The organism is Cupriavidus sp. UME77 (assembly GCF_014170355.1).
GTDB classification, from domain to species: domain Bacteria; phylum Pseudomonadota; class Gammaproteobacteria; order Burkholderiales; family Burkholderiaceae; genus Cupriavidus; species Cupriavidus basilensis.
In genome coordinates, this window is record NZ_LZZU01000095.1 from 1 (window position 1) to 25,157 (window position 25,157).

A 25,157-nucleotide genomic window follows, 5' to 3' on the forward strand; every position below is an offset into this window, starting at 1 on the left:
GCCCCTACCCCCTACCCCCATGGCATCGTAATCGACTTCAGATTAGTAAAACTCTTGATCGCCTCCTGCACCCCTTCCTTGTAGCCAAGCCCCGAATCCTTGATCCCGCCAAACGGCGTCAGCTCGATACGATAGCCGGGTACCTCCCACAGGTTGACGGTGCCCACCTGCAATTCATCGGCAAAGCGGGCAAAGTCATCCATGCGGTTGGTGCACACCCCCGAGGACAAGCCAAAGGCCGTGCCATTGGCGATGCGGATGGCATCGTCGATATCGCGGAAGGTGATGATGGGCGAGACCGGGCCGAAGGTTTCCTCCCGCACCACCGTCATGGCGGGGTCCACGCGGTCGATCACGGTGGGCGAGTAGCGCGCGCCGTCGCGGTGGTTGCCGAGCACCAGGCGGGCGCCCTGCGCAACGGCTTCTTTCACGCGGGACTCGAACAGCGCGGCGGCTTCGGCGTCGATCACGGTGCCCATGTCCACGGTGCGGTCCATGGGGTCGCCGTATTTCCATGCCCGGGTCTTTTCCACCACCAGCTCGGTAAACCGCTCCGCCACGGCCTGGTGCACCAGCATGCGCTTGACCGCCGTGCAGCGTTGCCCGGAATTCTTGTACGAGCCCTGCACCGCCAGGTCGGTGGCGCGCTCCAGGTCGGCATCGTCCATCACGATCAGCGGATCGTTGCCGCCCAACTCCAGCACCACGCGCTTGTAGCCGGCCTTGTTGGCGATGTACTTGCCGATGCCGACGCCACCGGTGAAGGTGACCAGATCCACCGAGGGGTGGGTGATCAGTTCGTCGGCGATCTCGCGCGGGTCGCCCGTGACCACCTGCAGCATCTGCGGCGGCAAGCCGGCTTCATAGAGGATATCGGCCAGGTAGTAGGCGGACAGCGGCACCTTTTCCGAAGGCTTGAGCACCATGCGGTTGTTGGTGGCAATGGACGGCGCCACCTTGTGCGCGACCTGGTTCATCGGATGGTTGAACGGCGTGATCGCGCAAATCACGCCGAGGAACGGCGAGCGCTGGGTCATCACGCGGCGCTTCTTGCCGTGCGGGGTCAGGTCGCACGAGAACAGCTGGCCGTCATCGCGCAGGGTTTCGTTGGCGGCAAAGCCAAGCACATCGGCCACGCGGCCGATCTCGTACAGCGAATCCTTCTTGCATAGCCCGGACTCCAGCGTGATCAGGTCGGACGCCTCCTCCACGCGCTCGCGCAGCAGCGCGGCGGCGCGGTTGAGGATGGCGGCACGCTCGAAGCGGGTCAGCGTGGAGCGGTAGGCGCGCGCCACGGCAAACGCTTGGCGCACGTCTTCCACGCTGGCCATCGGCACGGTCCCGACCAGCGAGCCGTCGTACGGGTTGCACACTTCGATCACGCGCTCGCGCATGACCTTCTTGCCATCGATGCGCAGCGCTTCGGCGCGGAAGTGCGGGCTGACCTGGCCGGTGGAAAACTTAGGGGCGTTCATGTCGGTTCTCGCGTCAGGAGTTCGGGACGGATACGAATCGGGGTGAATGCGGATACGGCCGCGGATGCGGGCGGCGCTCAGTGCAGGTGATTGAGCGCGACGTCGAAGATGTCGAAGTTGCGCAGCTGCGCCTTGCCGGGAATACCCGCCGTGGCGCGGTTGAACACCAGCGGCACGGTCTGCTCCGACACGCCGCCGTGGGAGCGCAGCGGTGCGTCCAGCCCGGACAGGTCGTGGCGGCTCTGGCTGGTGCCCAGCACCACGTGCTTGTCGCTGACGATCACCAGGTCGCCCACGCGGTCCGGCGGCAGCTCGAAGCGCGCGCAGGCTTCGGCGTTGTCGAGCACGCTTTCGATGCCCGGCAGGTCCGCCAGCTTGCCCTTGAGCGCGGCGCGGTCGACATCTTCCGGCAGGTAGACGGTGGCATAGGAGCCAAGCGCGCCGTGGTGCACCACATAGGGATCGGTGATCGGCAGGATCACGCGCGCGCCGCCGGCTTCCACGCCACGGCCGATCCAGCTGTCGAACTGGTCTTGCAGGTAGATCACGTTAGGGGCCTTGGTAGCGTCATCGTGCTTGGCGTTCATGCCGTGGTCGGCGGTCAGCGCCACCACGCAGCCGAGCGCGTCGAGCTGCGCCAGGTACTTGTCCATCATGGCGTAGAACGCATTGGCGCCGTCCGAGCCGGGAGCGAACTTGTGCTGGATGTAGTCAGTGGTGGACAGGTACATCAGGTCCGGCCGGCGGGTTTCCATCAGCCGCACGCCGGCGGCAAAGACAAACTCGGACAGCTCGGCGCTGTACACGCTCGGCACCGGCATGCCGACAAGGTCCAGCACGTTGTCGATGCCGTTGTCCTCCAGCGTGGCCTGGTCGGCCTTTTCCGAGGAGAAGCAGATGCCGCGCATGCCATGGCCGAGCAGCCGGCACAGCTTGTCCTTGGCGGTCACCACCGCCACGCTGGCGCCGGCATCGGCAAAGGCGGCCAGGATGGTGCCGGCGCGCAGGTACTTGGGGTCGTTCATCATCACTTCCTCGCCGCGGCCACCGTTGGCGCTGCGATCGAAGAAGTAGTTGCCGCAGATGCCGTGCACCGCCGGCGGCGCGCCGCACACGATGGACAGGTTGTTCGGGTTGGTGAAGGTGGGCACCACGCATGCCCCGCGAAAGCTCGCGCCCTCGGCCAGCAGCCGTTTCAGGTACGGCGCGCGGCCGCTGGCGGCGGCGGCTTCCAGGTAATCGAATTCACATCCGTCCACGCAGACCACCACCACGGGCTGTTTCATCCATTGGTAGGTGCGCTGATTGACAGTGATGCTCGGGGCGGCGACGCTGGAAAGATTCGGGTTCGACATGTCGGGGTTCCTGTGCGGGAAAGGAAAGGCTTCAGGGCTGATCGGTTGCGGCGCCGCCATCCACTGGCGCCACGGCGGCATGCATGCGGGCGCGGCCGCGTTCCACGTGCTCGCGCATCAGCCTGCCCGCCAGCTCGACATCGCGCGCGGCTATGGCCGACACGATCTCGCGGTGCTCGCGGGTAGAGGCGGGGATGGCGTTGCTGTCGGCGGAAAGCGCCTCGCGCCGGAACAAGGTGAGTTCCTTGACCAGGCGCCGGTAGGTTTCCACCAGCTTGCGGTTGCCGGCGAGTTCGACCATGCGGTCATGCAGGGTGAGGTTAAGACGGGTGTATTCGTCGAGGTCGCGCGCGGTGCTGGCCGCGCCCATGGCCTCGATCAGCGCACGCAGCTCGCGCACGCCCTGCGCCGTGATGTTGGCGGCGAGCAGCCGGCCTACGTACTCATCCAGCACCGCGCGCAGCGCATAGATCTCGTCGGCTTCTTCCAGGGAGATGGCGCGCACGAACACACCGCGGTTTTTCTCGGTGCGCAGCAGGCCGGCCTGCTCCAGCGCCCGGAAGGCTTCGCGCAGCGGGCCGCGCGACACATTGAACTCGCCCGCGAGTTCGATTTCATTGAGCCTGGCGCCTGGCAGCAGGCCGCCGGACACGATGCGCATTTCAAGCTCGCGCTGCACCAGGGTGGTCAGCGACTGGCTCTGCAGGATCGCGATATCGCTCGACTGAGCGGCTGGCCGTGACATGAAGACTCCTGATTCGGGTACATCGAAAATCCTGGTTGTCATTAAAGCAAGCAGTTTGTATATTGTCAACAAACTTGGCAGCGGCGATAGGCGCGAAACGCCTCCAACATCCAGAAGAAGCCATACATTTGTATTTAAAGTGTTTAAAAACAATCGTTTAACGGTAAAATGGGGCTGTTCTTTGGTGGTGCAACACACCAAAATTACTGCAACAAATTCACCAAATTGACACACAACACCACCTAAAATGCCACAAGAAGCCCCACATGAAAGCGACGTTCAGGCTCGTTCCGTACCTGGCTGCCGGTGCACTGGCCCTCTGTTCGGCTAGTGCCGCGCTGGCGCAAAAGACGACCTCACCGTCCACACGGCGAGGGAAATCGAGACGTTGAAGCCATACGCCGACGGCTTCGCCAAGGTGGCGCCGGATAGCCTGGTGCTCGCCCTGCTGTGCTTTGTGCTGGCGCCCTGGCCTGGCGGCGATCCGGGCGCAACGACTAAACGTTAAGCAACCCATCGACTAATCGACCCATCGTCATCCGGCTGGAGACACCGGCCGGAGCCAACCACTCCCCTGATCCCAATCCAAGAGCACGCCATGATCCGCGGCAACGACCCCATCCTGCTGACCCCCGGCCCCCTCACCACCTCGCTCGCCACCAAGCAAGCCATGCTGCGGGACTGGGGATCGTGGGACACCAGCTTCAACGCCATCACGCGCAGCCTGTGCGACGACCTGATCGCCATCGTGCGCGGGCAGGATACGCACGTCTGCGTGCCCATGCAGGGCAGCGGCACCTTCTCGGTGGAAGCCGCCATCGCCAACGTGGTGCCGCGCGACGGCAAGGTGCTGGTGCCGCAGAACGGCGCCTATTGCCAGCGCATCCTCAAGATCTGCAAGGTGCTGGGACGAGCCAGCGTGGAACTACCGATTCCCGAAGACCAGCCCGCCACCGCCGCGCTGATCGAAGCCGCGCTGCTGCGCGATGCGTCCATCACCCACGTGGCGCAGGTGCACTGCGAAACCGGCGCCGGCGTGCTCAACCCCCTGCCCGAGATCGCCGCACTGTGCGCGCGCCTTGGCAAGGGCCTGATCGTCGATGCCATGAGCTCCTTCGGTGCGCTGGAGATCGATGCGCGCACCATGCCGTTCGACGCGCTGGTGGCCGCCACCGGCAAGTGCATCGAAGGCGTGCCGGGCATGGGCTTCGTGCTGGTGAACAAGAGCGTGCTGGAAGCCAGCCAGGGCAACAGCCATTCGCTGGCGCTGGACCTGTACGACCAGTACACCTACATGCAGAAGACCACCCAGTGGCGCTTCACCCCGCCCACGCACGTGGTAGCTGCCTTCCGCGCCGCGCTCGACCAGTTCCTGGAAGAAGGCGGACAACCGGTGCGCGGCGCACGCTATCGCGCCAACTACCGGACGCTGGTGGGCGGCATGGCCGAACTGGGTTTGCGCCCCTACCTCTCACCAGAAGTGCAGGCCCCCATCATCGTCACCTTCCACGCACCGGACGACGCCCGCTACGACTTCAAGACCTTCTACGCCAAGGTGCGCGAGCGTGGCTACATCCTCTATCCCGGCAAGCTGACGCAGGTGGAAACCTTCCGCGTGGGCTGCATCGGCGCAATCGACGCCAATGAGATGCGCAATGTGGTGAGCGCAATCGGCGAGACGCTCGCGGAAATGGGCATCCAGATGAAGGCACCGCTGGCCAGGGCGGCTTGAAGCACCTGCGGAGCCATCGCCCCGGCGAACGCCCGCCCTCTCCCCCGGCCCCTCTCCCACAAGTATGGGAGAGGGGAGCCAACCGGCGGGATAAGAACGCGCGATGCGAAGCGAGCCGTGAAGGTGTGCCAAGGCCGTATGGGGCGCCGTCTTTGCCTACTTTCTTGGCAAGACAAGAAAGTAGGTCGCCGCCCCGCAGGGGTGGTGAAACTGCAGTTGCCTTTGACTTTAAGTGCAGGCGGCAAAACTGGATCAAGCCTTGATACGCCGCTAGTGGCGAATGCCGCTCCGGAAGTACAATCAAATTGTCTCGTTTTCCGGAACGGAGTCCGAATTGAAATCGGCAACAGTAGCGGCACCCAAAAAAGCGCCTTCCGAGGCCCCCAAGAACAAGCCCGCAAAACCCGCGCGCGCGAAGGCGTCCCTGCGCCTGGAGGAACCGGCCGCCGCGGCGCCGGCCCCGAGCATGGCTGCCGACGCGGCAGCGGCGGACCGCGACACCCCTACGCTGCGCGCCTTCGCCCTGCTCGAATTCCTGGTTGCGGCCGACCGCCCCTTGTCGCTGGCGGAAATCATGCAGGGTTTCGAAGCGCCCAAGGCTTCGCTGCACCGCATGCTTGGCGCGCTGGAGGCCGGCGGGCTGGTGATCCGCGAGCCGGGCGCGCGCAATGCCTATGCCGTGGGGCCGCGCCTGTCGCGCCTTGGCGTGGCCATCGTCACGCATTCGGGTACGCGGCAGTTGCGCCATGCCATCCTGGCGCGGTTGGTGGCGGACATCGGCGAGACAGTCAACCTGACCATGCTGCACGAAACCTCGGTGCTGTACCTGGACCGCATGGAAGCGCCGTGGCCGCTGCGGCTGGACCTGAAGCCGGGCTCGCGCGTGCCGCTGCACTGCTCGGCCAGTGGCAAGCTGCTGCTATCGCTGCTGCCGCGCGAGCAGCGCGCCGCGCTGGTGCGGCAGCTGCCGCTGGAGCGCTTTACGCCCAACACGGTCACCAATGTGGAATTGCTCGAAGCCGAGCTGGACCGCAGCGCGCACAAGCAGCTTGGCGTGGACAACGAAGAGTTCGTGGCGGGGATCTCCTGCGTGGCCGTGCCGGTGCGGGATGAGCGCGGGCAGGTGGTGGCGGCGCTGGCCGTGCATGCGCCTACGGCACGCTCGCCGTTGTCGCGCTCGCTGGAGTTCGTGCCGCGCCTGCAGGAAACAGCGAGGGAGCTGGCCGCTACGTTCTGAGCGCCCGTTTTGCATCCAGCCCGTGAGCGTCGCCGCTATTCAGGCTGGATGCCTGCCGTCTTGATGATGGCGCCCCAGCGAGCGAGCTCGGCAAGCTGGAATTTAGCCAGCTCCTCCGGCGACGACACCTTGACCTCCATGCCGTTCTCCGTCACGAAATGGCGGATGGATTCGGTCGCCATGGCATTGCGCATCAGCGCGTTGAGCCGGTTGATGATCGGCGCCGGCGTGCCTGCCGGGGCGTACAGCCCGTTCCAGTAACCAGACTCATAGCCCTTCACGCCTTGCTCCGCGATGGTCGGCACGTTGGGCAGCAGCGGCGAGCGCTGCGGGCTGCTGACGCCGAGCGCGCGCAGCTTGCCGGCCTTGACCTGCGGCAGGCTGGTGGTCAGGTCGACGATCATCACGTCGGTCTGTCCGGCCACCAGGTCGATCACGGCGGCCGGATTGGCCTTGTAGGGAACGTACGTGAGTTTCGTCCCGGTCATGTGCTGGAATTGCTCGGTGGCGACCCGCGCCGATGATGAGCCGGAGCCGAAGGTCAGCTTGCCCGGCTCCTTCTTGGCCAGTGCGATGAACTCGGGCACGTTCGTGGCCTTCACGTTGGGGTTCACCACCATCACCATGTAGCCCTGGACCACCTGGCCGATCGGCGCAAAGTCCTTGATGGGGTTGTAGGGCAGGTTCTTCACCAGGTGCGGATTGGCCGCTTGCGTGGTGTTGGTGGTCATGAACAGGGTGTAGCCGTCGGGCGCCGAGCGCGCGACAAGCTGCGCCGCGATGCCGCCGAATGCGCCGGGGCGACTGTCGACGATGACCGGCTGGCCCGTCTCCCGGGTGATCTGGGCACCCATTGCGCGGGCCAGGCCATCCGTGGTGCTGCCGGGGCTGGAACCGATCACGATGGTGACCGGCTTGGCCGGATAGGACTGCGCAACGGCCATGCCGGACGCCAGCACGCTCACGGTCACGGTCACGGTCACGGCCATTGCCGCCAGATATTGGCTCTGCATCTTGTCTCCTCTCATTTTGATTCCTGACTTCCGGGCGAACGAACTGGGCTGCCAGCGCTCAGGTCGTGAGGCTGAACTCGGGCCGTTGCCCGGCCAGCGCCTGGGCAATGCTTGCCAGGACCATCTCCCCCATGGCGGCCCGCGTCTGGTGCGTGGCGCTGGCGCGGTGCGCCTGCAGCGTGACGTTGTCCAGCGCGAACAGGGCTTGCGGCACGTTCGGCTCATCGACGAAGACATCCAGCCCGGCGCCGGCGATGCGCCCGGATGTCAGCGCCGCGACCAGGTCGTCTTCCTTGACCAGCCGTCCGCGCGCGATGTTGATCAGGTAGCCATCCTTGCCCAGCGCGTCGAGCACTTCGGCATTGACGATGCCCTCCGCCTTGTCCGCGGCGGCGGCAAGAATCAGCGCATCGCTCTGGCGGGCCAGTGCCACGAGGTCGGGCACGAAGGTGTGGGGAACGTCATCCATCGCCTTGAGGTCGGTGTAGGCGACGGGGCAACCGAACGCCGTCATGCGCGCCGCGATGGCCCGGCCCACGCGACCCATGCCGACGATGCCCACGCGCATGCCGCTGACGCGGCGGGCCAGCGGGATAGCGCTTGGCTGCGGATGGCGGAGCCAGTCGCCGGCACGGATAAACCGGTCGCCCGCGCACATGCCACGGCACGTGGCGATCAACAGGCCCACGGCGAGATCCGCGACGTCCTCGGTCAGCGCCCCGAACGTCCCGGTCACCGGCAGGCCGCGCGCGCGGGCATATTCGAGGTCGACCGCATCGGTGCCGACGCCGTTGACCGCCACCACCGCAAGCGCGGGCAGTTGCGCCATCATCGCCCTGGTAATGCCGGTGTGGCCGCCGGTGATGACCGCGCGGATCGTGGGCCCGTGCTCGCGCAGATAGGCATCCTTGTCGGTTTGCTCGAACAAGCGGTGCATGGTGTAGAGCGAATCCAGCTTGTCGTTGATGGCAGGGATGAGGATCGGGTTCAGCTGCAGGATGTTGGCTTTCATACGGTGAGTCCTATCTGGAAGGTGCGGATTCGCGTGATCTGTTTCGGCGCTAAACTCATACGTCATCCTATGACTTAGGTGATTTCGAAACAAGCAGTAAATCGGACGTCCAGGGTTAACACTCTGTAATAATCGATGAAAACGAAAGTCTCTCGCACCGACTCTCGGATTTCCTTATAATTTGTTGTACGACAACGCAACACAAAGAGCAGCCTGAGGCGCATACTAAGATCAAGAAGCCGCTCCGGCCATGATGATGTTCAAGCTGATAGATCATGATCACTGATTCACCCATCGACCTGATTGCCGATGTCCGCAATGCGGTCGGCGAAAGCCCGTTCTGGGATACGCGGACGCAATGCCTGTACTGGTCGGACATCCCCGCCCGGACACTGTTCGAATGGCGCGCCGCCGACGCGGCAATCCGTACCTGGCAATTGCCCGAAATGGCGGGATGCATCGCCCCGGCTAGCGCCGATGGCTTTGTCGCCGGCATGCAGAGCGGCCTGTTCCACCTGCAACCACAGCCCGATGGCAGCATGACCAGCCGAAGGCTCGCCAGCGTCGCTCACCCTGCCCCATCCATGCGATTCAACGACGGCCGGTGTGATCGGCAAGGGCGATTCTGGGCGGGCACCATGCACCTCGACATGCATCCGGCGCAATCGATCGGCTCGGTGTATCGCTTCGACGCGCGTGGCCTGCAGCGGCAGATCGAGGGACTGATCGTTCCCAACGGGATGGCATGGTCGCCCGACGGACGGACGATGTACCTGTCGGACTCGCATCCTGATGCGCAGGCGATCTGGGCGTTCGACTACGATGTCGCGGACGGCGTGGCCAACCGGCGGCGCCTGTGGATCGACATGCGGCAATATCCGGGGCGCCCGGACGGCGCTGCCGTGGACGTCGATGGCTGCTACTGGATCTGCGGGAATGACGCCGGCGTCGTGCACCGTTTTACGCCAGAGGGGCGCCTGGACCGCAGCATCGCGCTTCCCGTGAAAAAACCGGCGATGTGCGCCTTTGGCGGCGCCGACATGAAGACCTTGTTCGTCACGTCGATTCGCCCGGCCGATGCGTCGGTGCGAGCCGGGCAGCCGCTGGCCGGCGGGGTATTCGCTTTTCGCCCCGGTGTCGCCGGTATTGCGGAGCGCCCTTTCCAGCTAGCGGCGTGACCTGGCAATCGGGCAGCGCATGCCGCCGCCCGGCCAGTCACAGGCTTTACATCCTCCCCTTCCAGGGCACCAGCCACTTCTCCGTCTTGCGCATCAGCAGGTCAAAGGTATAAGCAATCAGGCCAATCAGCCCGATGCCCATGATCACCACATCCGTGCGCAGGAAGTTCGACGCGTTGAGCACCATCTGCCCCAGGCCCGAGGTGGCAGCCACCATCTCCGCCGCGACCAGCGTGGTCCAGCCAAAGCCGATGGCAATCCGCATGCCGGTCAGGATGTCCGGCAGCGCGGCGGGGATCACCACATGGCGGATCACCTGCCAGCGGTTGGCGCCCATCGAATACGCCGCGTTGATCTGCTCGATGGTGACCGAGCGCACGCCGGCCTGCGCGGACATCGCCAGCGGCGCGAAGCAAGCCAGGAAGATCAGCAGGATCTTGGACGTTTCATCGATGCCGAACCAGATCACGATCAGCGGCAGGTAGGCCAGCGGCGGCAGCGGGCGATAGAACTCGATCGGCGGATCGAAGACGCCGCGCGCAATGCGCGACACCCCCATCATCACGCCGATCGGCACCGCCGTGACGGTGGCCAGCGCAAAGGCGCCGAACACGCGCACCATGCTGGCGCGAAAGTGCTCGGTCAGCGGCAGGCCGCCTTGCACATTGCCGTTCCAGGCATCGATAAACGCGTTGATGATGGCTTCCGGCGTGGGCAGGAACAGCGGCGGCAGCCAACGCAGGTGGCTGGCGATCCACCATAGCGCCAGCAGCGACACCACTGTAATGGTGGAGATGCGCGAGCTGGAGCCTTCGCCCGGCAAGCGGTAGCCGGAGACGGCCTTCATGCGGCGCGCGGGCGGCTTGGCGGCCACGGCGGCGGTGCCCGGCGCGGGCTCGAGTCTTTGAGCAGAAGCAGACATGTCGGACTCCTCAGGGCGTGGCATGGATCAGGTTGACGATTTCTTCGCGGTACCGGATGAACTCCGGATCGGCCTTGACCTCGCGGGCGTTGCCGCAGGCAATGAAGCGTCGGGCGAAGGGCAGCTCATAGGTATGCGCGATGCGGCCCGGCGAGGGCGTCATCACGATCAGCCGCGTGGCCAGGAACAGCGCTTCCTCCACGCTGTGGGTGATGAAGAACACGATCTTCTGCTCCGCCGCCCACAGCTTGAGGATCAGCGCCTGGATCGTCTCGCGCGTGAGCGCGTCGAGCGCGCCGAGCGGCTCATCCATCAGCATCACCGCCGGATCGTTGGCAAGCGTGCGGGCAATGCCCACGCGCTGCTGCATGCCGCCCGAGAGCTGGTAGACCGGCTTGGCCGCCACTTTCTCCAGGCCGACCAGCGCCAGCTTTTCCTGCGCGATGCGCAGGCGCTCGGCGCGCGGCACGCCGCGCAGCCGCAGGCCCAGCGCCACGTTGTCCAGCACATTGAGCCAGGGCATCAATGCATGCTTTTGGAACACGACGCCGCGCTCGGCACCCGGGCCGTGCACGGATTTGCCGTCGAGGCGGATCTCGCCTTCCGAGGGTTGCATGAAACCGGCGATGCACGATAGCAAGGTGGTCTTGCCGCACCCGGAAGCACCGAGCGCGACCACGAAATCACCGCGCTCCATGGTGAGATTGACTTGCGACAGGGCCAGCGTATCGGCGCCACCGCGGCCGCCGTAGTTAACGCTCAGGTTGTCGATTTCGAGTTTGGCCATAGCTGCAAACTTCCTGAAAAGAGGATTCAAGGCCGCGCGGCCAGCGTCGCCCGCCGCGCGGCACTGGCAAATCAGGCCGGCGTCCTGGTGGCGAGGGCGCGCTTCACCCACTCCGCATTCACACCCGAGCCGTAGTCCGGCAACACGGTCTGGATCGTGCCCTGCTCCTTCAGGAATTGCGCCGCCGATTGCAGCGCCTTGGCCGCGCCGCCGCCCAGCCAGCGGGGCGAGGCCTGCTCCTCCAGCGTGGGGAAACCGTATAGCGCCATGCTGGCCGGCACCGCCTCGGGCTTGGCGCCCGAGACCTTGGCCACCGCCTTCACCATCGGCGACTCCGGGGTCCACGCCGCCTTGTCCTGGCGATACTTGTCATCCGCCGCGGCCAGGATCTTGACGAACTTGACCATGAACTCGGGGTTCTCCCGCGCGAACTTCTTGTTGGCGATCATGCCGTCGAAGGTGGCCTTGCCGGTCTCGGCGGCGATCTTGCCGGAGGTCACCAGCACCTTGCCCGTTTGCTTGAGCTTGGCCAGCACCGGGTCCCAGATAAAGGTGGCATCGATGTCGCCACGCTCCCAGGCCGCGGCCACTTCGGGCGGCCGCATGTTCATGATCTTGACGTCCTTGGGATTGATCTTGGCCTGCTCCAGCGCCACCAGCGTGTGGTAGTGCGTGGTGGAGACAAAAGGCACGCCCACCCGCTTGCCTTTGAGGTCTGCCACGCTGTTGATATTGCTGCCGTTGCGCGCCACCATGGCCTCGGCCGCGTTGATGTCGTCAAGGATCCAGAACAGCTCCACGTCCAGCCCCTGCGACAACGCCGAGGCAATCGGCGAGGTACCGGCTTCGCCGATGGCGATCTGGCCCGACGCCATGGCGCGGATCACGTCGCCGCCGCCGCCGAACTGGCGGAACGAGACCTTGTAGCCGGTCTGCTTCTCGACTTCCTTCATGTCCTGCGCATAGCGCCATGGCACCACCATGTCCTGGTAGGCGATGACAACTTCCTTGGTCTGCGCGTAGGCGCCCGGGGCGACGACGGCCGCCAGTGCCACGCTTGCTGCAAGCTGCTTGAACCAACGCATGATGAACCTCCTCAAGATGAACGGTGTGATGTGCTGTGGCGGAGTCCGCCGGCAGGGAAAGCCCGGCACCAAGGCGGTGCCTGCTCGAGGAGGAAGAGGTGATAAGCATGAGGCATGCCAGTGTCTCCGTCTGGTTGGGACGTCTTTGCGTCCTCTCCTTTCTTAGCGGCGCTCTGCGCTTTGGCGAGTCGTCGCGGCGTGCACCAGGCGCTTTGGCAAGCAGCGCTGGGCAAGGTGTAACCGTATGGTAGAAAGCGGCCCGCCGCCGGGTTAGAGCCAGCGGGGACCAACTGTGGGTCCACATGGGCGCGCAGGTTGAACTTGCGTCACTTTAAAGGGTATTTACTACCGTTTTTAGGTACACCGCATTCCGTTTATCGGATTTTCTTATTGACCATCGCTTAGTCTCATCCTACATTTCGATCCACGAACACTTTTCGGAACATTTGGTTCCGTTTTGATCGAAGACCGGAGACACCACACCATGAGCGAACATCTTCCCGAAACCCTCGCCGCAGGCACCCAAGCTGGCGCCGCCACCACCGGCCCGCAAGAGATGACCCCGTCGGAAGCCTTTGTCGAGACCCTGGCCGCCAACGGCGTCACCGACATGTTCGGCATCATGGGCTCGGCCTTCATGGACGCCATGGACATCTTCGCCCCCGCCGGCATCCGCCTGATCCCCGTCGTGCACGAGCAAGGCGCCGGCCACATGGCCGACGGCTATGCCCGCGTCTCGGGCCGCCACGGCGTCGTCATCGGACAGAACGGCCCCGGCATCAGCAACTGCGTGACCGCCATCGCCGCCGCTTACTGGGCACATAGCCCGGTGGTCATCGTCACCCCGGAGGCCGGCACCATGGGCATTGGCCTGGGCGGATTCCAGGAAGCCAAGCAGTTGCCCATGTTCCAGGAGTTCACCAAGTACCAGGGCCACGTCACCCACCCCGCACGCATGGCCGAGTACACCGGCCGCTGCTTCGACCGCGCCATGGCCGAGATGGGGCCGACCCAGCTCAATATCCCCCGCGACTACTTCTACGGCCACATCAAGGCCGAGATCCCCCAGCCCCAGCGCCTGGACCGCGGCCCCGGCGGCGACCAGCGCCTGAACGAAGCCGCCGAGCTGATCGCCAAGGCCAAGTTTCCCGTCATCATCTCCGGCGGCGGCGTGGTCATGGCCGATGCGATTGACGAATGCCAGGCCCTCGCCGAGCGGCTGGGCGCCCCGGTGGTCAACAGCTACCTGCACAACGACTCCTTCCCCGCCAGCCATCCCCTGTGGTGTGGCCCGCTGGGCTACCAGGGCTCCAAGGCGGCCATGAAGCTGCTCGCCCGCGCCGATGTCGTCATCGCCCTCGGCTCGCGCCTCGGACCCTTCGGCACCCTGCCCCAGCACGGCATGGACTACTGGCCCAAGCACGCCAAGATCATCCAGATCGATGCCGACCACAAGATGCTCGGCCTGGTCAAGAAGATCTCGGTGGGCATCTGCGGCGATGCCAAGGCCGCTGCCGTGGCACTGACCGCGCGCCTGGCCGGCCGCACCCTGGCTTGCGACGCCTCCCGCGAAGACCGCGCCGGCCAGATCGCCGCCGAGAAGGCCGCCTGGGAAAAAGAACTCGACGAGTGGACCCACGAGCGCGACCCCTACAGCCTGGACATGATCGAGGAGCAGAAGCAGGAGCGCACGCCCACCGGCGGACACTACCTGCATCCGCGCCAGGTCCTGCGCGAGCTGGAGAAGGCCATGCCCGAAGACGTGATGGTGTCCACCGACATCGGCAACATCAACTCGGTGGCCAACAGCTACCTGCGCTTCAACAAGCCACGCAGCTTCTTCGCTGCCATGAGCTGGGGCAACTGCGGCTATGCCTTCCCCACCATCATGGGCGCCAAGGTGGCCGCGCCCCACCGCCCGGCCGTGTCCTACGCCGGCGACGGTGCCTGGGGCATGAGCCTGATGGAGACCATGACCGCCGTGCGCCACAACATCCCCGTGACGGCCGTGGTGTTCCACAACCGCCAATGGGGCGCGGAGAAGAAGAACCAGGTGGACTTCTACAACCGCCGCTTCGTCGCCGGCGAGCTGGACAACCAGAGCTTTGCGGAGATCGCCCGCGCCATGGGCGCCGAGGGCATCGTGGTGGACAAGCTGGAAGACGTCGGCCCGGCGCTCAAGCGCGCCATCGACCTGCAGATGCACCACGGCAAGACCACCATCATCGAGATCATGTGCACCCGTGAGCTCGGCGACCCGTTCCGCCGCGACGCGCTGGCAAAGCCCGTGCGCATGCTCGACAAGTACAAGGACTACGTCTGAGCCAGTGAGTTAGCGGGCGCTTGGCCGGTGGCCGGAGGCAGCGCCCGCTGCTTCCGGCCATTTTCCATTCTGAGCGACCCCATCATGAAAGCGATCAACCGCATCATCGAGCGCGCCCGCGCCGAACCCAGGCGCATCGTGCTGTGCGAGGCCGAAGACCCGCGCATCCTGCACGCCGCGCAACGCGCGGCCCATGAGGGCATCGCGCGCATCGTGCTGGTGGGCGACGCGGCGCGCATCCGCCAGGCGGCCGCCAGCGAGAGCATCGACCTGGCCGGCATGGACGTGATCGACCCCGCCACCTCCGCGCTCACGCCGTCCCTCGCGCAGAAGCTGTTTGCCCTGCGCGCGAAAAAAGGCATGACGCTGGAAGACGCCAGGCGCGAAGCGCTCAAGCCCCTGTGCTTCGCCAACCTGATGGTGCGCCTGGGCCATGCGGATGGCTCGGTGGCCGGCGCGGTGCACACCACCGCCGACGTGGTGCGCACCGCCATCCAGGTCATCGGCATTCACCCGGCGTTCAAGCTGGTATCGAGCTTCTTCCTGATGATGTTGTGCGAGCCGTTCCATGCATTGAAGGGCGGCCTGATTTTCTCCGATTGCGGGCTGGTGGTGGATCCCGACGCCTTTGAGCTGGCCGAGATCGCCATGGCCGCGGCCGACAGCGCGCAAAACCTGCTGATGGATGCACCGCGCGTCGCCATGCTGTCGTTCTCCACCAGCGGCAGCGCCCGGCATGCCGCGGTCGATAAAGTGGTGCAAGCCACGCGCCTGGTGCAGGCGCAGCGCCCGGCGCTGGCCATCGATGGCGACGTGCAGCTCGATGCCGCCATCGTTGCCGAGATCGCCAGGAAGAAGATCGAGCACTCCAAGGTGGAAGGCCGCGCCAATGTGCTGGTCTTTCCCAGCCTGGAGGCCGGCAATATCGGCTACAAGCTGGCCGAGCGCGTGGGCGGCGCCAAGGCGATCGGGCCCTTGCTGCAAGGGCTGCAAAAGCCAGCCAACGATCTGTCGCGCGGCTGCAGCGCCGACGACGTGTTTTACGTGATCGCCGTCACCGCGGTGCAGGCGCAAGCCGCCGCGCAAGCCCAGCCGGAAGCCCCGATGGCCGCATGCCAGCCATGACCGCGGAACACCTGTTGCCGCTGCTCGCGCTGATGGGCGCGGCAAGCTACTTCCAGACGGTGACCGGCTTTGGCCTGGGCATGATCGTGATGGGCGCGACCAGCGGGCTGGACCTCGCGCCGGTGGCGACCGTTGCCACGCTGGTGAGCCTGGTGACGCTGGCCAACAGCGCCGTGGCGCTGCCCGGCAAGCTGCATCACATCGACTGGCGCGCGGTAGGCGCGGCCACGCTCGGCATCCTGCCCTCCGTGGTGGTCGGCGTGCTGATCCTCGACTACCTGAGCGGCGCCGCCGCCGGCATCCTGCAATGGCTGCTGGGCGCGGTGGTGCTGTACGGCGGCGTTAGCGCCGCGCTGCACCCTGCGCCGCTGCCACGGCGCTCGGGCAACCGCAGCTTCTTTGTCAGCGGTATCTTTGGCGGCTTGCTCAGCGGCATGTTTGGCGTGTCCGGGCCGCCGCTGATCTTCCAGTTCTATCGCCAGCCGCTGTCGCTGGTGGAGATCCGCTGCGCGTTGATTCTTGTGTTCACCGCGACCTCCGTGACACGCACCTTGTTCAGTGCGTGGCAGGGGCAACTCAGTGCCGAGATCTGGATGCAGGCAGCGCTTGCCGTACCGGTTGTGGCATTGACCACGATGGCGGCCCGGCGTTTTCCGCCACCGCTCTCGGCGGTGGCAACGCGGCGGATTGCGTTTGGGGTGCTGGTGGTGATGGGAGGGTATTTGATGTTGCCGGGGCTGGTTGATCTGGTGACTTAGCCCGCCAATCAGGGACGGCCCCCCACTTTTATCTGCATACCCCCTTGTATTTTTCGCCAGGTGCGATATAGTCCTGCCCTCGCGTGCGGCTGTAGCTCAGTTGGATAGAGTACTTGGCTACGAACCAAGGGGTCGTGGGTTCGAATCCTGCCAGCCGCACCACCTGACACGAGTAGCAAACCAACGGCTTAGAGAACTTTGATCTCTAAGCCGTTTTTGCGTTTTGCCTGGCGCATCACGCATCGCCCGCAATCACCGGCTCTGAACCGCCCCCCGGGTGCCGGGTGCCAAATTGACGCTGGAATTGGCCCCCGCTTACACTACGTCATCGATACCAGCATCGGCACCTGCTTGCCGCTCGGGACAGCGCAGATGACACCACACCAGCTTCGGTACTTCACCGCCTGCCACACCCGCCCATTCGTACTGCTGCCGTTGCCCGAGGGCCGAACATGCGCATTCCGCCGCTGAAGTCGATCATCGCGTTCGAGAGCGTCGCGAGAACGAAGAGCGTTAGCCGGGCATCCGAGGAACTGGGCCTGACCGCGTCGGCGGTGAGCCATCAGATTGCCAACCTCGAAACCATCATCGGCCAGCCGCTATTCTTCCGGCAGGGGCGAGGGCTGGCGCTGACGCCAGTCGGAGAGCAATACCTGCGCGACGTCACGGGATCGCTTGCGGAACTGAACCGCGCCACCGAGCGCGCATCGAGCCAGGCGCAAGTCGACATACTCAGGGTGCATTCGAGCCCGAGCTTCGGCCTGATGTGGCTGCTGCCGCGATTGAAGTCCTTCCAGGCCGACAACGGCGACATCCAGCTGAATATCGCCTGCTCCTACGAGGATGTCTCCTTCACAAGCGGCTACTACGACGTCGATATCCGCTACGGCTATGCGCACTGGCGGGACTTGCAGGTCAAGACATTGCGCAACGAGTTCATCGCGCCCCTGGCCTCCCCCGAGTATCTTGCCAAACACCCCATACGCACGCCGGCTGACCTGCTGGGCCAGCGCCTGGTCTTCTCAGAGACACCGCTTGTCCAATGGCAGCAATGGTTTGCCAGGTTTGGCGTGTCCGGCGGCGAGCACCAGGCGTTCGACTTTTCCTTTGACCGCTCTTACATGTCGCTGGAGACCGCGGCACTGGGCATCGGCGTGGCGCTGGAAAGCATGCTGCTCGCGTCGGTCCATATCGGCAAGGGGACGCTGGTGCCGGTCTTTGACCAGACGTATGCCGTTGAGGTGGGGGGCCATCACATCGTCTGCCCATCGCAGAATGCGGATCTGCCCCGGGTACAGCGCTTTCTCGACTGGATCGACCGGGAATTGAAGTAGCCCAGCCGCATCATAGGCAGTCGGCAGGTTCCGTGATTGTGCGACGCACAATACCCTCGTCTCCCGGAATCCAATCCCTCAACTGAAAATTTCTCAGCAATAGCTGAGATGGACTGCATTGATCGGCGCTGCCCGAGGCACGACACTCGAATCATCATTTCAACAACCAGGAGACAAAAATGATGCTCGAGAACAAAGTTGTGATCGTAACCGGCGCCGCCTCCCCCCGCGGCATCGGCAGGGCAACGGCAAGCGTCCTTGCCGCACAGGGCGCCAAGGTGGTGGTGCTGGACCTGCAGCAGGCCGACGCCCAGCGTGCAGCGCTGGAACTTGGCGCAGGGCATCTCGGCCTCGCCTGCGATGTGACCGACCGCGAGGCCTGCCAACTGGCAGCGCGCGCCACCCTGGAAAAATACGGCCGGATCGATGGACTGGTCAATAACGCGGGGATTACGCAGCCGGTACGGACGCTGGATATCCAGCCCGCCAATTTCGACGCCGTGGTCGACGTGAACCTGCGCGGCACGCTCTACATGTCGCAGGCCGTCCTCCCGCAGATGAAGGAGCAAAAGCGCGGCAGCATCGTTTGCATGTCGTCGGTCTCCGCGCAACGTGGCGGCGGCATTTTCGGGGGGCCGCACTACAGCGCGGCCAAGGCGGGCGTGCTTGGCCTTGCACGTGCCATGGCCCGCGAATTCGGTGGCGACAACATCCGCGTCAACTCCATCACGCCCGGCCTGATCCAGACGGACATCACCGGCGACAAGCTCACCGTGGAAATGCGTGCCGACATCATCAAGGGGATTCCGCTGGGCCGCCTGGGTGACGCCGCCGACGTGGCCAATGCTTGCCTGTTCCTGATCAGCGACTTGTCCGCTTACCTGACGGGCATCACGCTCGACGTCAATGGCGGGATGCTGATTCACTGATCGTCCCCGACTACCGCCTTCCCTTCAGCTGGCGGAACAATCCGCGCACCCGGGCGAACCCGGGGCGCATGGCAGGAGACAACATGAAAACCAAATACGCTTCGCCCGTTGCGGGCGATGTGATGGCGCACGCGGATGCGGCCTCCTTTGAGTCCAGAACCTACGCAAAAGTGGTGCGGCGCCTGATACCGTTCCTGATGCTGTGCTATCTCGGCGCCTACCTGGACCGGGTCAACGTGGGATTCGCCAAGCTGCAGATGCTCAATGACCTGCGCTTCAGCGAAACGATCTATGGCCTTGGCGCCGGCATCTTCTTTCTTGGCTATTTCCTCTTCGAAGTCCCCAGCAACATGATCCTGCACAAGGTGGGGGCGCGCAACTGGCTCGCGCGCATCATGCTGACGTGGGCCGTCATCTCGGCGAGCTTCGCGTTTGTGAGCAGTCCTACCTCCTTTTACGTGCTGCGTTTCCTGCTAGGCGTGGCGGAGGCCGGATTCGCGCCGGGTGTCATCCTCTACATGACCTACTGGTTCCCATCGGAACGACGGGCCAAGGCGCTGTCGATGTTCTTCATGGCGATTCCGTTGGCGGGCATCGTGGGCGGGCCGCTTTCCGGCTACATCATGCACGCGTTCCACGGCGCGCTGGACCTCGCCGGGTGGAAGTGGCTGTTCATGCTGGAGGCGCTGCCCTCGCTCGTTCTCGGCATCGCCATCCTGCTCTACCTGGACAACGGCATCCAGAGTGCGAAGTGGCTCACCGAAGCGGAAAAAGCACTGCTCGCGCGCAACGTCGCCGGCGACAACGCCCAGAAGGTCTCGCACGTGTCGATTCGCGCGTTCATCGCCGATCGCCGGCTCTGGCTGATGGCATCCATCTACTTCTGCGTCGTGCTCGGACAGTATGGCCTGACGTTCTGGTTGCCGACCATCGTCAGGAAGGCTGGCGTCGCCGATCCTTTGTGGGTGGGCATCCTCACCGCCCTGCCGTATCTGTGCGCGATCGTTGCGTTGCCGCTGGTCGGCATGAGCGCGGACCACCACCGCGAGCGGCGCCTGCACCTGGCGGTCCCGATGCTGGTGGCCGCGGCGGGCTTTGCCACGCTCCCTCTGCTTGGTGGCGTCAGCGCCTCGATCATCTGCCTGAGCATCGCGGCGGCGGGCATCCTGACGTCGTCGTCGCAGTTCTGGGCGTTGCCCACTGCTTTGCTGGGTGGCATGTCGGCAGCGGCCGGAATCGCCGCCGTCAACTGCGTTGCCAACCTCGCAGGGTTCTTTTCCCCGGCCATCGTCGGCTGGCTCAACGATCTGACCGGGAAATCGACGGCCGGCCTGATCTTCATCTCGGTTGCCATCGTGCTCGGCGCATTGCTTGTCTTCCTTGTCCCGGCAAAGGCAGTCAACCGCTGAGATTTCCCATTCCCTTGATCATCAGATACACGCAGGAGACGAACATGAATGCATCCGCATCCGTAGCGCCCGTACCATTGCCAGAGCGCGCCTATCGCATCCGCAGGAATGCCCTGTTGATGGGCGAAGTGCAGGGCCAGGGCTATATCGGGCAAGCACTCGACATTGCCGACGTCCTGGCCGTCGCGTATTTCGGCGCCATGAAGTACCGTCCGGAAGATCCCGAGTGGGAGGGGCGAGATCGCTTCCTCCTGTCCAACGGGCACTACGCCATTGCCTTGTATGCCGCGTTGTTCGAAGCAGGCATCCTGCCTGCGGACGAGTTGGAGACATATGGCAGCGACGATAGCCGCCTGCCGATGTCAGGCATGGCAAGTTACACGCCTGGCATGGAGATGTCCGGCGGCTCGCTGGGACAAGGCCTGACGATTGCCGTTGGCCGCTGCCTGGGCCTCAAGCGCAAGGGCTCCGATGCCTTTGTCTATACGCTGTTCTCCGATGGCGAACTGGATGAAGGCGCGATCTGGGAAGGGATCATGTCGGCCAGCCACTGGAAGCTGGACAACCTCATCGCCATTGTCGACGTCAACAACCAGCAGGCCGACGGCCCATCGACGCAGATCATGGCGTTCGAGCCGCTGGTGGAAAAGCTGGAGGCGTTCGGCTGGTTCACGCAGCGCGTGGATGGCAACGATATCGCGGCGGTGGCGGCGGCATTCGATGCGGCGCGGTCGCATCCGGGCGCGCAGCCTCGCATCATTGTCTGCGATACACGCATGGGCTGCGGCGTTCCTTTCCTGGAGCAACGCGAGAAGAACCACTTTATCCGCGTCGACGCCCACGAGTGGCAGCTCGCGCTGGAAGCACTGGAAGCCGGGAGGCAAGCATGAGCAACGCAACCTTGAACAAGCCGCGTCTGAAGACGTCGGCGATGATCGCGTCGATTGCCGGAGAAGGCCAGGCGACGCGCCCTGCACCATTCGGACAGGCGCTGGTGGAACTGGCCCGCAACAAGCCCGAAGTGATCGGCATGACGGCGGACCTGGGCAAGTACACCGACCTGCATCTGTTTGCCAAGGCGTACCCCGAGCGCTACTACCAGATGGGCATGGCCGAGCAGTTGCTGATGGGCGCAGCCGCCGGCCTTGCGCACGAGGGGGCGCAACCCTTTGTCACCACGTACGCAGTCTTTGCCACGCGCCGCGCCTATGACTTCATGCACCAGGCCATTGCCGAAGACAACCTGGATGTGAAGATCGTGTGCGCGCTGCCCGGCCTGACGACAGGCTACGGCCCAAGCCATCAGGCCGCCGAGGACCTGGCGTTGATGCGCGCGATGCCCAACATGACCGTCATCGATCCATGCGACGCGGTGGACATCGAGCAGATGGTGCCGGCCATCGCGGCCCATCGCGGCCCGGTCTATGCGCGGCTGCTGCGCGGCAACGTGCCCGTGGTGCTGGATGAGTATGACTATCGCTTTGAGCTTGGCAAGGCAAAGCTGCTGCGCGACGGCGCAGAGGTGCTCGTGATCTCGTCGGGCATCATGACCATGCGCGCGCTCGAAGTGGCCAAGGCGCTGGAGGCGGACCGCATCGGCACCGCCGTGCTGCATGTGCCAACGATCAAGCCCCTGGACACCGAGACCATCGTGCGCGAGGCCCGGCGCTCCGGACGGCTCGTCGTCGTCGCCGAGAACCACACGGTGATCGGCGGTCTTGGCGAAGGCGTGGCGGCTGCGTTGATGCGCGCGGGCGTCAGCGCGCCGTTCCGGCAAGTTGGCCTGCCGGATGCCTTCCTCGATGCTGGCGCTCTGCCTACGCTGCACGATCGCTACGGCATTTCGGCCAAGGTCATGGCGGCAACCATCAAGGGCTGGCTCGGCTAAGGGGAAGCACGGGGCGGCTCGGCGGTGGGCAGACCCCTCACCGCCGAGCCCCGATCCACCGCACCATCTCCCCAAACACCGGCATATCCATCGGCACCGACAAGTCCAGCGCCAGGCTGCGGCGGTAATACGGGCTGAGGTCCAGCCCCACGCCAAGTCCCAGCACCTCCACGTCGCGCAGCGTCTCGTGGCGCGCCACCACTTCCTTCAGGTGGTTGTCCAGGTAGAACGCATCGTTGGCTTGCCCCGTGGCGCTGTCCATCGGGCTGCCGTCGGATACCACGACCAGGATGCGGCGGGTCTCGGCGCGCGCAAGCAGCCGCGCGCACGCCCAGTCGACCGCCTCGCCGTCCACGCCTTCGCGGAACAGGTCGGCCTTGAATAGCGCGGCGATGTTGGCGCGCGCACGCCGCCAGCTTGTGGCGGCATCCTTGAACACCATGTGGCAGGCTTCATTCAGGCGCCCGGGATGCGCGGGCCGGCCGCGGGCCAGCCAGTCGAGCCGGGCGCGGCCGCCATTCCACGCACCGGTGGTAAATCCCAGCACCTCGCTGGCCACGCCGGCCTGGTCGAGCGCACGCGCGAGAATGTCGACCATCATGGCGACCGGCTCGATATGCGCTTTCATCGAGCCCGAGCAATCGATCAGAAAGCTCACCGCGCAGTCCGCCTGCAGCCGGTACCGCTCCTGCCGGAACAGACGGCGCTCCGCCGGCGAGGTGACCAGCTGCGCGAGGCGCCTGCCGTCGATGCGGCCGTCTTCCTCGCCGAAGGACCAGCCATCGCGCTGCGGCACGGCGAGCGATGCCGTCAGCGCGCGCGCCAGCCTTGCCACGTTGATGCCTTGTTCGGCGATGCGCCGGTCGAGGCGTTCGCGGTACTCCGCCAGCAGATCCTTGCGCACCAGCGTGCCGGGGGCGATCTCGCGGTCGTAGCGCGTGGTGTAGGCGCGGTAGCCTTGGCCGCACGCGTGCAGGACGCGGCTGTTGCCGGTGGCGGCCGTGGCCATGGCTTCGAGTTCGTCGTCCTCGCACCCGAGCGCCAGTGAGAACGCCACGCGCACGGCTTCGTTGTCTTCGGCCTCTTGCTCATCGGCTTGCATCCCGTGCGCGCGGGCGGCGCGCAGCATCTCGCCCACCAGCCGTGCCAGTTCGAGGGCATGGATCGCAAACGCGCCCTGCTCCGCGCGGTGCCGGCGCAAGCCCGCCAGCGGCACGCCGAGCACCGGCACGATGGCCGCGCGCGTGGCTTCGATCAGGTCTTCGGTGTCTTCCAGCACCGGCCAGCCCGACAGGCGCGACCACGCGATCTGCGCCACGGTGTACAGCAGGATGCCGAGGTGGCTTTCGGCCAGGCCGCTGCGATGGAACGCGCGGGACCAGGCCGCGAAACGGTGGCGCAGGTTCTGCGCGACACCCGGCATGCCGGCTGGCAGCTGCGACTCGCAACGCAGTTGTTCCAGCAGTTCGAACACCAGCCTTTCCACCGGATCCGCCGGGCACAACTGCTTGTGCAGATCCGCGTCCGACTGCGCGAGCCGTAGTGCCGCCCCATCCGCCGCGCCGCGCAGGCAGGCAAAGTCGTCCACCTGCGGGTCGGTGCGCAGGTGCGGCGCATGCAGCGGCAGCGGCCGCAGGTCGCGGCACAGGCGGCCGTCACGATAATGCAGCGCGCGGTCGCCCGTGAGCGCACGCACCACCGCCGCGCACAAGGCCTCGCGCTGCTGGCCGCGGCGGTTTGCCGTCCGGGGCGGCGGCATCAGCACGGCTGCGGCGCGTCGCCGAGCGCGGCTTCCACCTCCCGGCCAAAGCAGCGCTGGAAATACTCGCCCACGATCGGGCGTTCGGCGTCGTCGCATTTATTGAGAAAGCTCAGCCGGAACGCCAGCGCCGGGTCGCGGAAGATCTGGCAGTTTTCGGCCCAGCTGATCACCGTGCGCGGCGACATCAGCGTGGACAGGTCCCCCGTGGCAAAACCCTTGCGCGTGAGCTCGGCCACGCTCACCATCGATGCGATCAGCGCGCGGCCGGCGTCGTCCGCCAGCTCCGGCACACGTGCCAGCACAATGCTGGCCTCTTCCGCGCGCGGCAGGTAGTTAAGCGTGGCGACCACGTTCCAGCGGTCCATCTGCGCGTGGTTCAGCATCTGGGTGCCGTGGTACAGGCCGTTCAGGTTGCCAAGCCCCACGGTGTTGGTGGTGGCGAACATGCGGAACGCCGGATGCGGATGGATCACGCGGTTCTGGTCCAGCAGCGTGAACTTGCCGTCGCGCTCCAGCATCCGCTGGATCACGAACATCACATCGGGGCGGCCCGCATCGTACTCGTCGAAGATCAGCGCCACCGGGCGCTGCAACGCCCACGGCACGATGCCTTCCTGGAACTCGGTGACCTGGCGGCCGTCACGCACCACGATGGCGTCCTTGCCGACCAGGTCTAGCCGGCTGATATGGCCGTCCAGGTTCACACGCACGCAAGGCCAGTTCAGGCGCGCCGCCACCTGCTCGATATGGGTGGACTTTCCTGTGCCGTGCAGGCCCTGCACCATCACGCGGCGATCCCGCGTGAAGCCGGCGAGGATCGCCAGCGTCACTTCGGGGTTGAAGCGGTAGGCCTCATCGATCTCCGGCACGTGGTCGTCGCGCTCGCTGAATGCCGGCACCATCAGGCCGGAGTCGATGCCAAACAGGGTGCGTGCCGCAACCATCTTGTCCGGCTTGCCAGTCACGATATCCATCACGTCGGTCTCCTTTGGGCGCGCCCTTTCTAGCCATGATAGGGCAGTTTCGTTTTTAGATACAAATCATCTCGTTTATTGATTTCACCTATTGACCTTCGTCTCCATGTGCCA

Annotated in this window: 22 protein-coding genes and 1 tRNA gene; 13 read left to right on the top strand and 10 right to left on the bottom strand. The window is 65.2% G+C overall.

Annotated elements, in window-relative coordinates; genetic code table 11:
• Positions 1 to 11: 11 nt before the first annotated feature.
• The 3 genes from phnY to A9975_RS36005 form a co-directional block, all read right to left on the bottom strand.
• The gene (gene phnY / locus A9975_RS35995) at positions 12 to 1,475 is read right to left on the bottom strand and encodes a phosphonoacetaldehyde dehydrogenase (RefSeq protein ID WP_183036901.1); all 1,464 of its coding nucleotides are present in this window, start codon (positions 1,473 to 1,475) and stop codon (positions 12 to 14) included.
• A 77-nt stretch (positions 1,476 to 1,552) separates the two neighbouring features.
• Positions 1,553 to 2,830: a phosphonoacetate hydrolase gene (gene phnA / locus A9975_RS36000; RefSeq protein ID WP_183036902.1), complete on the bottom strand. Its 1,278-nt coding sequence runs from the start codon at positions 2,828 to 2,830 to the stop codon at positions 1,553 to 1,555.
• A gap of 31 nt (positions 2,831 to 2,861) precedes the next feature.
• Positions 2,862 to 3,575, bottom strand: a complete 714-nt coding sequence (locus A9975_RS36005; RefSeq protein WP_183036903.1) for a phosphonate utilization associated transcriptional regulator — start codon at positions 3,573 to 3,575, stop codon at positions 2,862 to 2,864.
• On the opposite strand from A9975_RS36005, the gene A9975_RS36010 reads away from it, so the two are divergent.
• The 3 genes from A9975_RS36010 (at position 3,574) to A9975_RS36025 (ending at position 6,544) form a co-directional block, all read left to right on the top strand.
• Positions 3,574 to 3,804 carry a hypothetical protein gene (locus tag A9975_RS36010; protein WP_183036904.1) on the top strand — a complete coding sequence of 77 codons (231 nt, stop codon included), beginning with the start codon at positions 3,574 to 3,576 and terminating at the stop codon, positions 3,802 to 3,804. The genes A9975_RS36005 and A9975_RS36010 overlap by 2 nt on opposite strands.
• Positions 3,805 to 4,173: 369 nt before the next feature.
• On the top strand, positions 4,174 to 5,307 hold the full coding sequence (locus tag A9975_RS36020) for a 2-aminoethylphosphonate--pyruvate transaminase (RefSeq protein WP_183036905.1): 1,134 nt from the start codon (positions 4,174 to 4,176) through the stop codon (positions 5,305 to 5,307).
• Between the two features lie 466 nt (positions 5,308 to 5,773).
• Positions 5,774 to 6,544 (top strand): IclR family transcriptional regulator, encoded by a 771-nt coding sequence (locus A9975_RS36025; RefSeq protein ID WP_043356347.1) that lies wholly within the window; start codon positions 5,774 to 5,776, stop codon positions 6,542 to 6,544.
• Between the two features lie 35 nt (positions 6,545 to 6,579).
• On the opposite strand, the gene A9975_RS36030 is transcribed toward A9975_RS36025, so the two are convergent.
• Positions 6,580 to 7,557 (bottom strand): tripartite tricarboxylate transporter substrate binding protein, encoded by a 978-nt coding sequence (locus tag A9975_RS36030; protein ID WP_183036906.1) that lies wholly within the window; start codon positions 7,555 to 7,557, stop codon positions 6,580 to 6,582.
• A 58-nt stretch (positions 7,558 to 7,615) separates the two neighbouring features.
• Entirely contained in the window at positions 7,616 to 8,569 is a 954-nt protein-coding gene (locus A9975_RS36035) for a 2-hydroxyacid dehydrogenase (protein WP_183036907.1), read from the bottom strand.
• Positions 8,570 to 8,844: 275 nt separating this feature from the next.
• Here A9975_RS36035 and A9975_RS36040 point away from each other — a divergent pair, with 275 nt between their 5' ends.
• Positions 8,845 to 9,747, top strand: a complete 903-nt coding sequence (locus A9975_RS36040) for an SMP-30/gluconolactonase/LRE family protein (RefSeq protein ID WP_183036908.1) — start codon at positions 8,845 to 8,847, stop codon at positions 9,745 to 9,747.
• Between the two features lie 46 nt (positions 9,748 to 9,793).
• On the opposite strand, the gene A9975_RS36045 is transcribed toward A9975_RS36040, so the two are convergent.
• The 3 genes from A9975_RS36045 to tauA all read right to left on the bottom strand — a co-directional run bounded on the left by A9975_RS36045 (position 9,794) and on the right by tauA (position 12,541).
• Positions 9,794 to 10,669 (bottom strand): ABC transporter permease subunit, encoded by an 876-nt coding sequence (locus A9975_RS36045; RefSeq protein WP_150986973.1) that lies wholly within the window; start codon positions 10,667 to 10,669, stop codon positions 9,794 to 9,796.
• A 10-nt stretch (positions 10,670 to 10,679) separates the two neighbouring features.
• Positions 10,680 to 11,456, bottom strand: coding sequence for a taurine ABC transporter ATP-binding protein (locus tag A9975_RS36050; protein WP_150986972.1), 777 nt, complete (start codon positions 11,454 to 11,456; stop codon positions 10,680 to 10,682).
• 71 nt (positions 11,457 to 11,527) lie between these two features.
• Positions 11,528 to 12,541, bottom strand: coding sequence for a taurine ABC transporter substrate-binding protein (tauA, locus tag A9975_RS36055; RefSeq protein WP_183036909.1), 1,014 nt, complete (start codon positions 12,539 to 12,541; stop codon positions 11,528 to 11,530).
• Positions 12,542 to 13,025: 484 nt separating this feature from the next.
• Between tauA and xsc the strand changes: the two genes are divergently transcribed.
• The 9 genes from xsc (at position 13,026) to A9975_RS36100 (ending at position 22,307) form a co-directional block, all read left to right on the top strand.
• Positions 13,026 to 14,864: a sulfoacetaldehyde acetyltransferase gene (gene xsc / locus A9975_RS36060; RefSeq protein ID WP_183036910.1), complete on the top strand. Its 1,839-nt coding sequence runs from the start codon at positions 13,026 to 13,028 to the stop codon at positions 14,862 to 14,864.
• An 84-nt stretch (positions 14,865 to 14,948) separates the two neighbouring features.
• Positions 14,949 to 15,989, top strand: coding sequence for a phosphate acetyltransferase (pta, locus tag A9975_RS36065; protein ID WP_183036911.1), 1,041 nt, complete (start codon positions 14,949 to 14,951; stop codon positions 15,987 to 15,989).
• Positions 15,986 to 16,747 carry a sulfite exporter TauE/SafE family protein gene (locus A9975_RS36070; protein ID WP_183036998.1) on the top strand — a complete coding sequence of 254 codons (762 nt, stop codon included), beginning with the start codon at positions 15,986 to 15,988 and terminating at the stop codon, positions 16,745 to 16,747. Before pta ends, A9975_RS36070 begins: the two co-directional genes overlap by 4 nt.
• Before the next feature lie 85 nt (positions 16,748 to 16,832).
• Positions 16,833 to 16,909: transfer RNA gene (locus tag A9975_RS36075), tRNA-Arg, on the top strand.
• 290 nt (positions 16,910 to 17,199) lie between these two features.
• The gene (locus tag A9975_RS36080) at positions 17,200 to 18,081 is read left to right on the top strand and encodes a LysR substrate-binding domain-containing protein (protein ID WP_183036912.1); all 882 of its coding nucleotides are present in this window, start codon (positions 17,200 to 17,202) and stop codon (positions 18,079 to 18,081) included.
• A 179-nt stretch (positions 18,082 to 18,260) separates the two neighbouring features.
• Positions 18,261 to 19,010: an SDR family NAD(P)-dependent oxidoreductase gene (locus A9975_RS36085; protein WP_183036913.1), complete on the top strand. Its 750-nt coding sequence runs from the start codon at positions 18,261 to 18,263 to the stop codon at positions 19,008 to 19,010.
• 83 nt (positions 19,011 to 19,093) lie between these two features.
• Positions 19,094 to 20,419 carry an MFS transporter gene (locus A9975_RS36090; RefSeq protein WP_183036999.1) on the top strand — a complete coding sequence of 442 codons (1,326 nt, stop codon included), beginning with the start codon at positions 19,094 to 19,096 and terminating at the stop codon, positions 20,417 to 20,419.
• 44 nt (positions 20,420 to 20,463) lie between these two features.
• Entirely contained in the window at positions 20,464 to 21,309 is an 846-nt protein-coding gene (locus tag A9975_RS36095; RefSeq protein ID WP_183036914.1) for a transketolase, read from the top strand.
• Positions 21,306 to 22,307: a transketolase family protein gene (locus A9975_RS36100; protein WP_183036915.1), complete on the top strand. Its 1,002-nt coding sequence runs from the start codon at positions 21,306 to 21,308 to the stop codon at positions 22,305 to 22,307. The genes A9975_RS36095 and A9975_RS36100 overlap by 4 nt, the downstream gene beginning before the upstream one ends.
• A gap of 37 nt (positions 22,308 to 22,344) precedes the next feature.
• On the opposite strand, the gene A9975_RS36105 is transcribed toward A9975_RS36100, so the two are convergent.
• Positions 22,345 to 24,066 carry a cobalt chelatase gene (locus A9975_RS36105; protein WP_183036916.1) on the bottom strand — a complete coding sequence of 574 codons (1,722 nt, stop codon included), beginning with the start codon at positions 24,064 to 24,066 and terminating at the stop codon, positions 22,345 to 22,347.
• On the bottom strand, positions 24,066 to 25,043 hold the full coding sequence (locus A9975_RS36110; RefSeq protein WP_150985074.1) for an AAA family ATPase: 978 nt from the start codon (positions 25,041 to 25,043) through the stop codon (positions 24,066 to 24,068). Before A9975_RS36110 ends, A9975_RS36105 begins: the two co-directional genes overlap by 1 nt.
• Positions 25,044 to 25,157 lie beyond the last annotated feature (114 nt).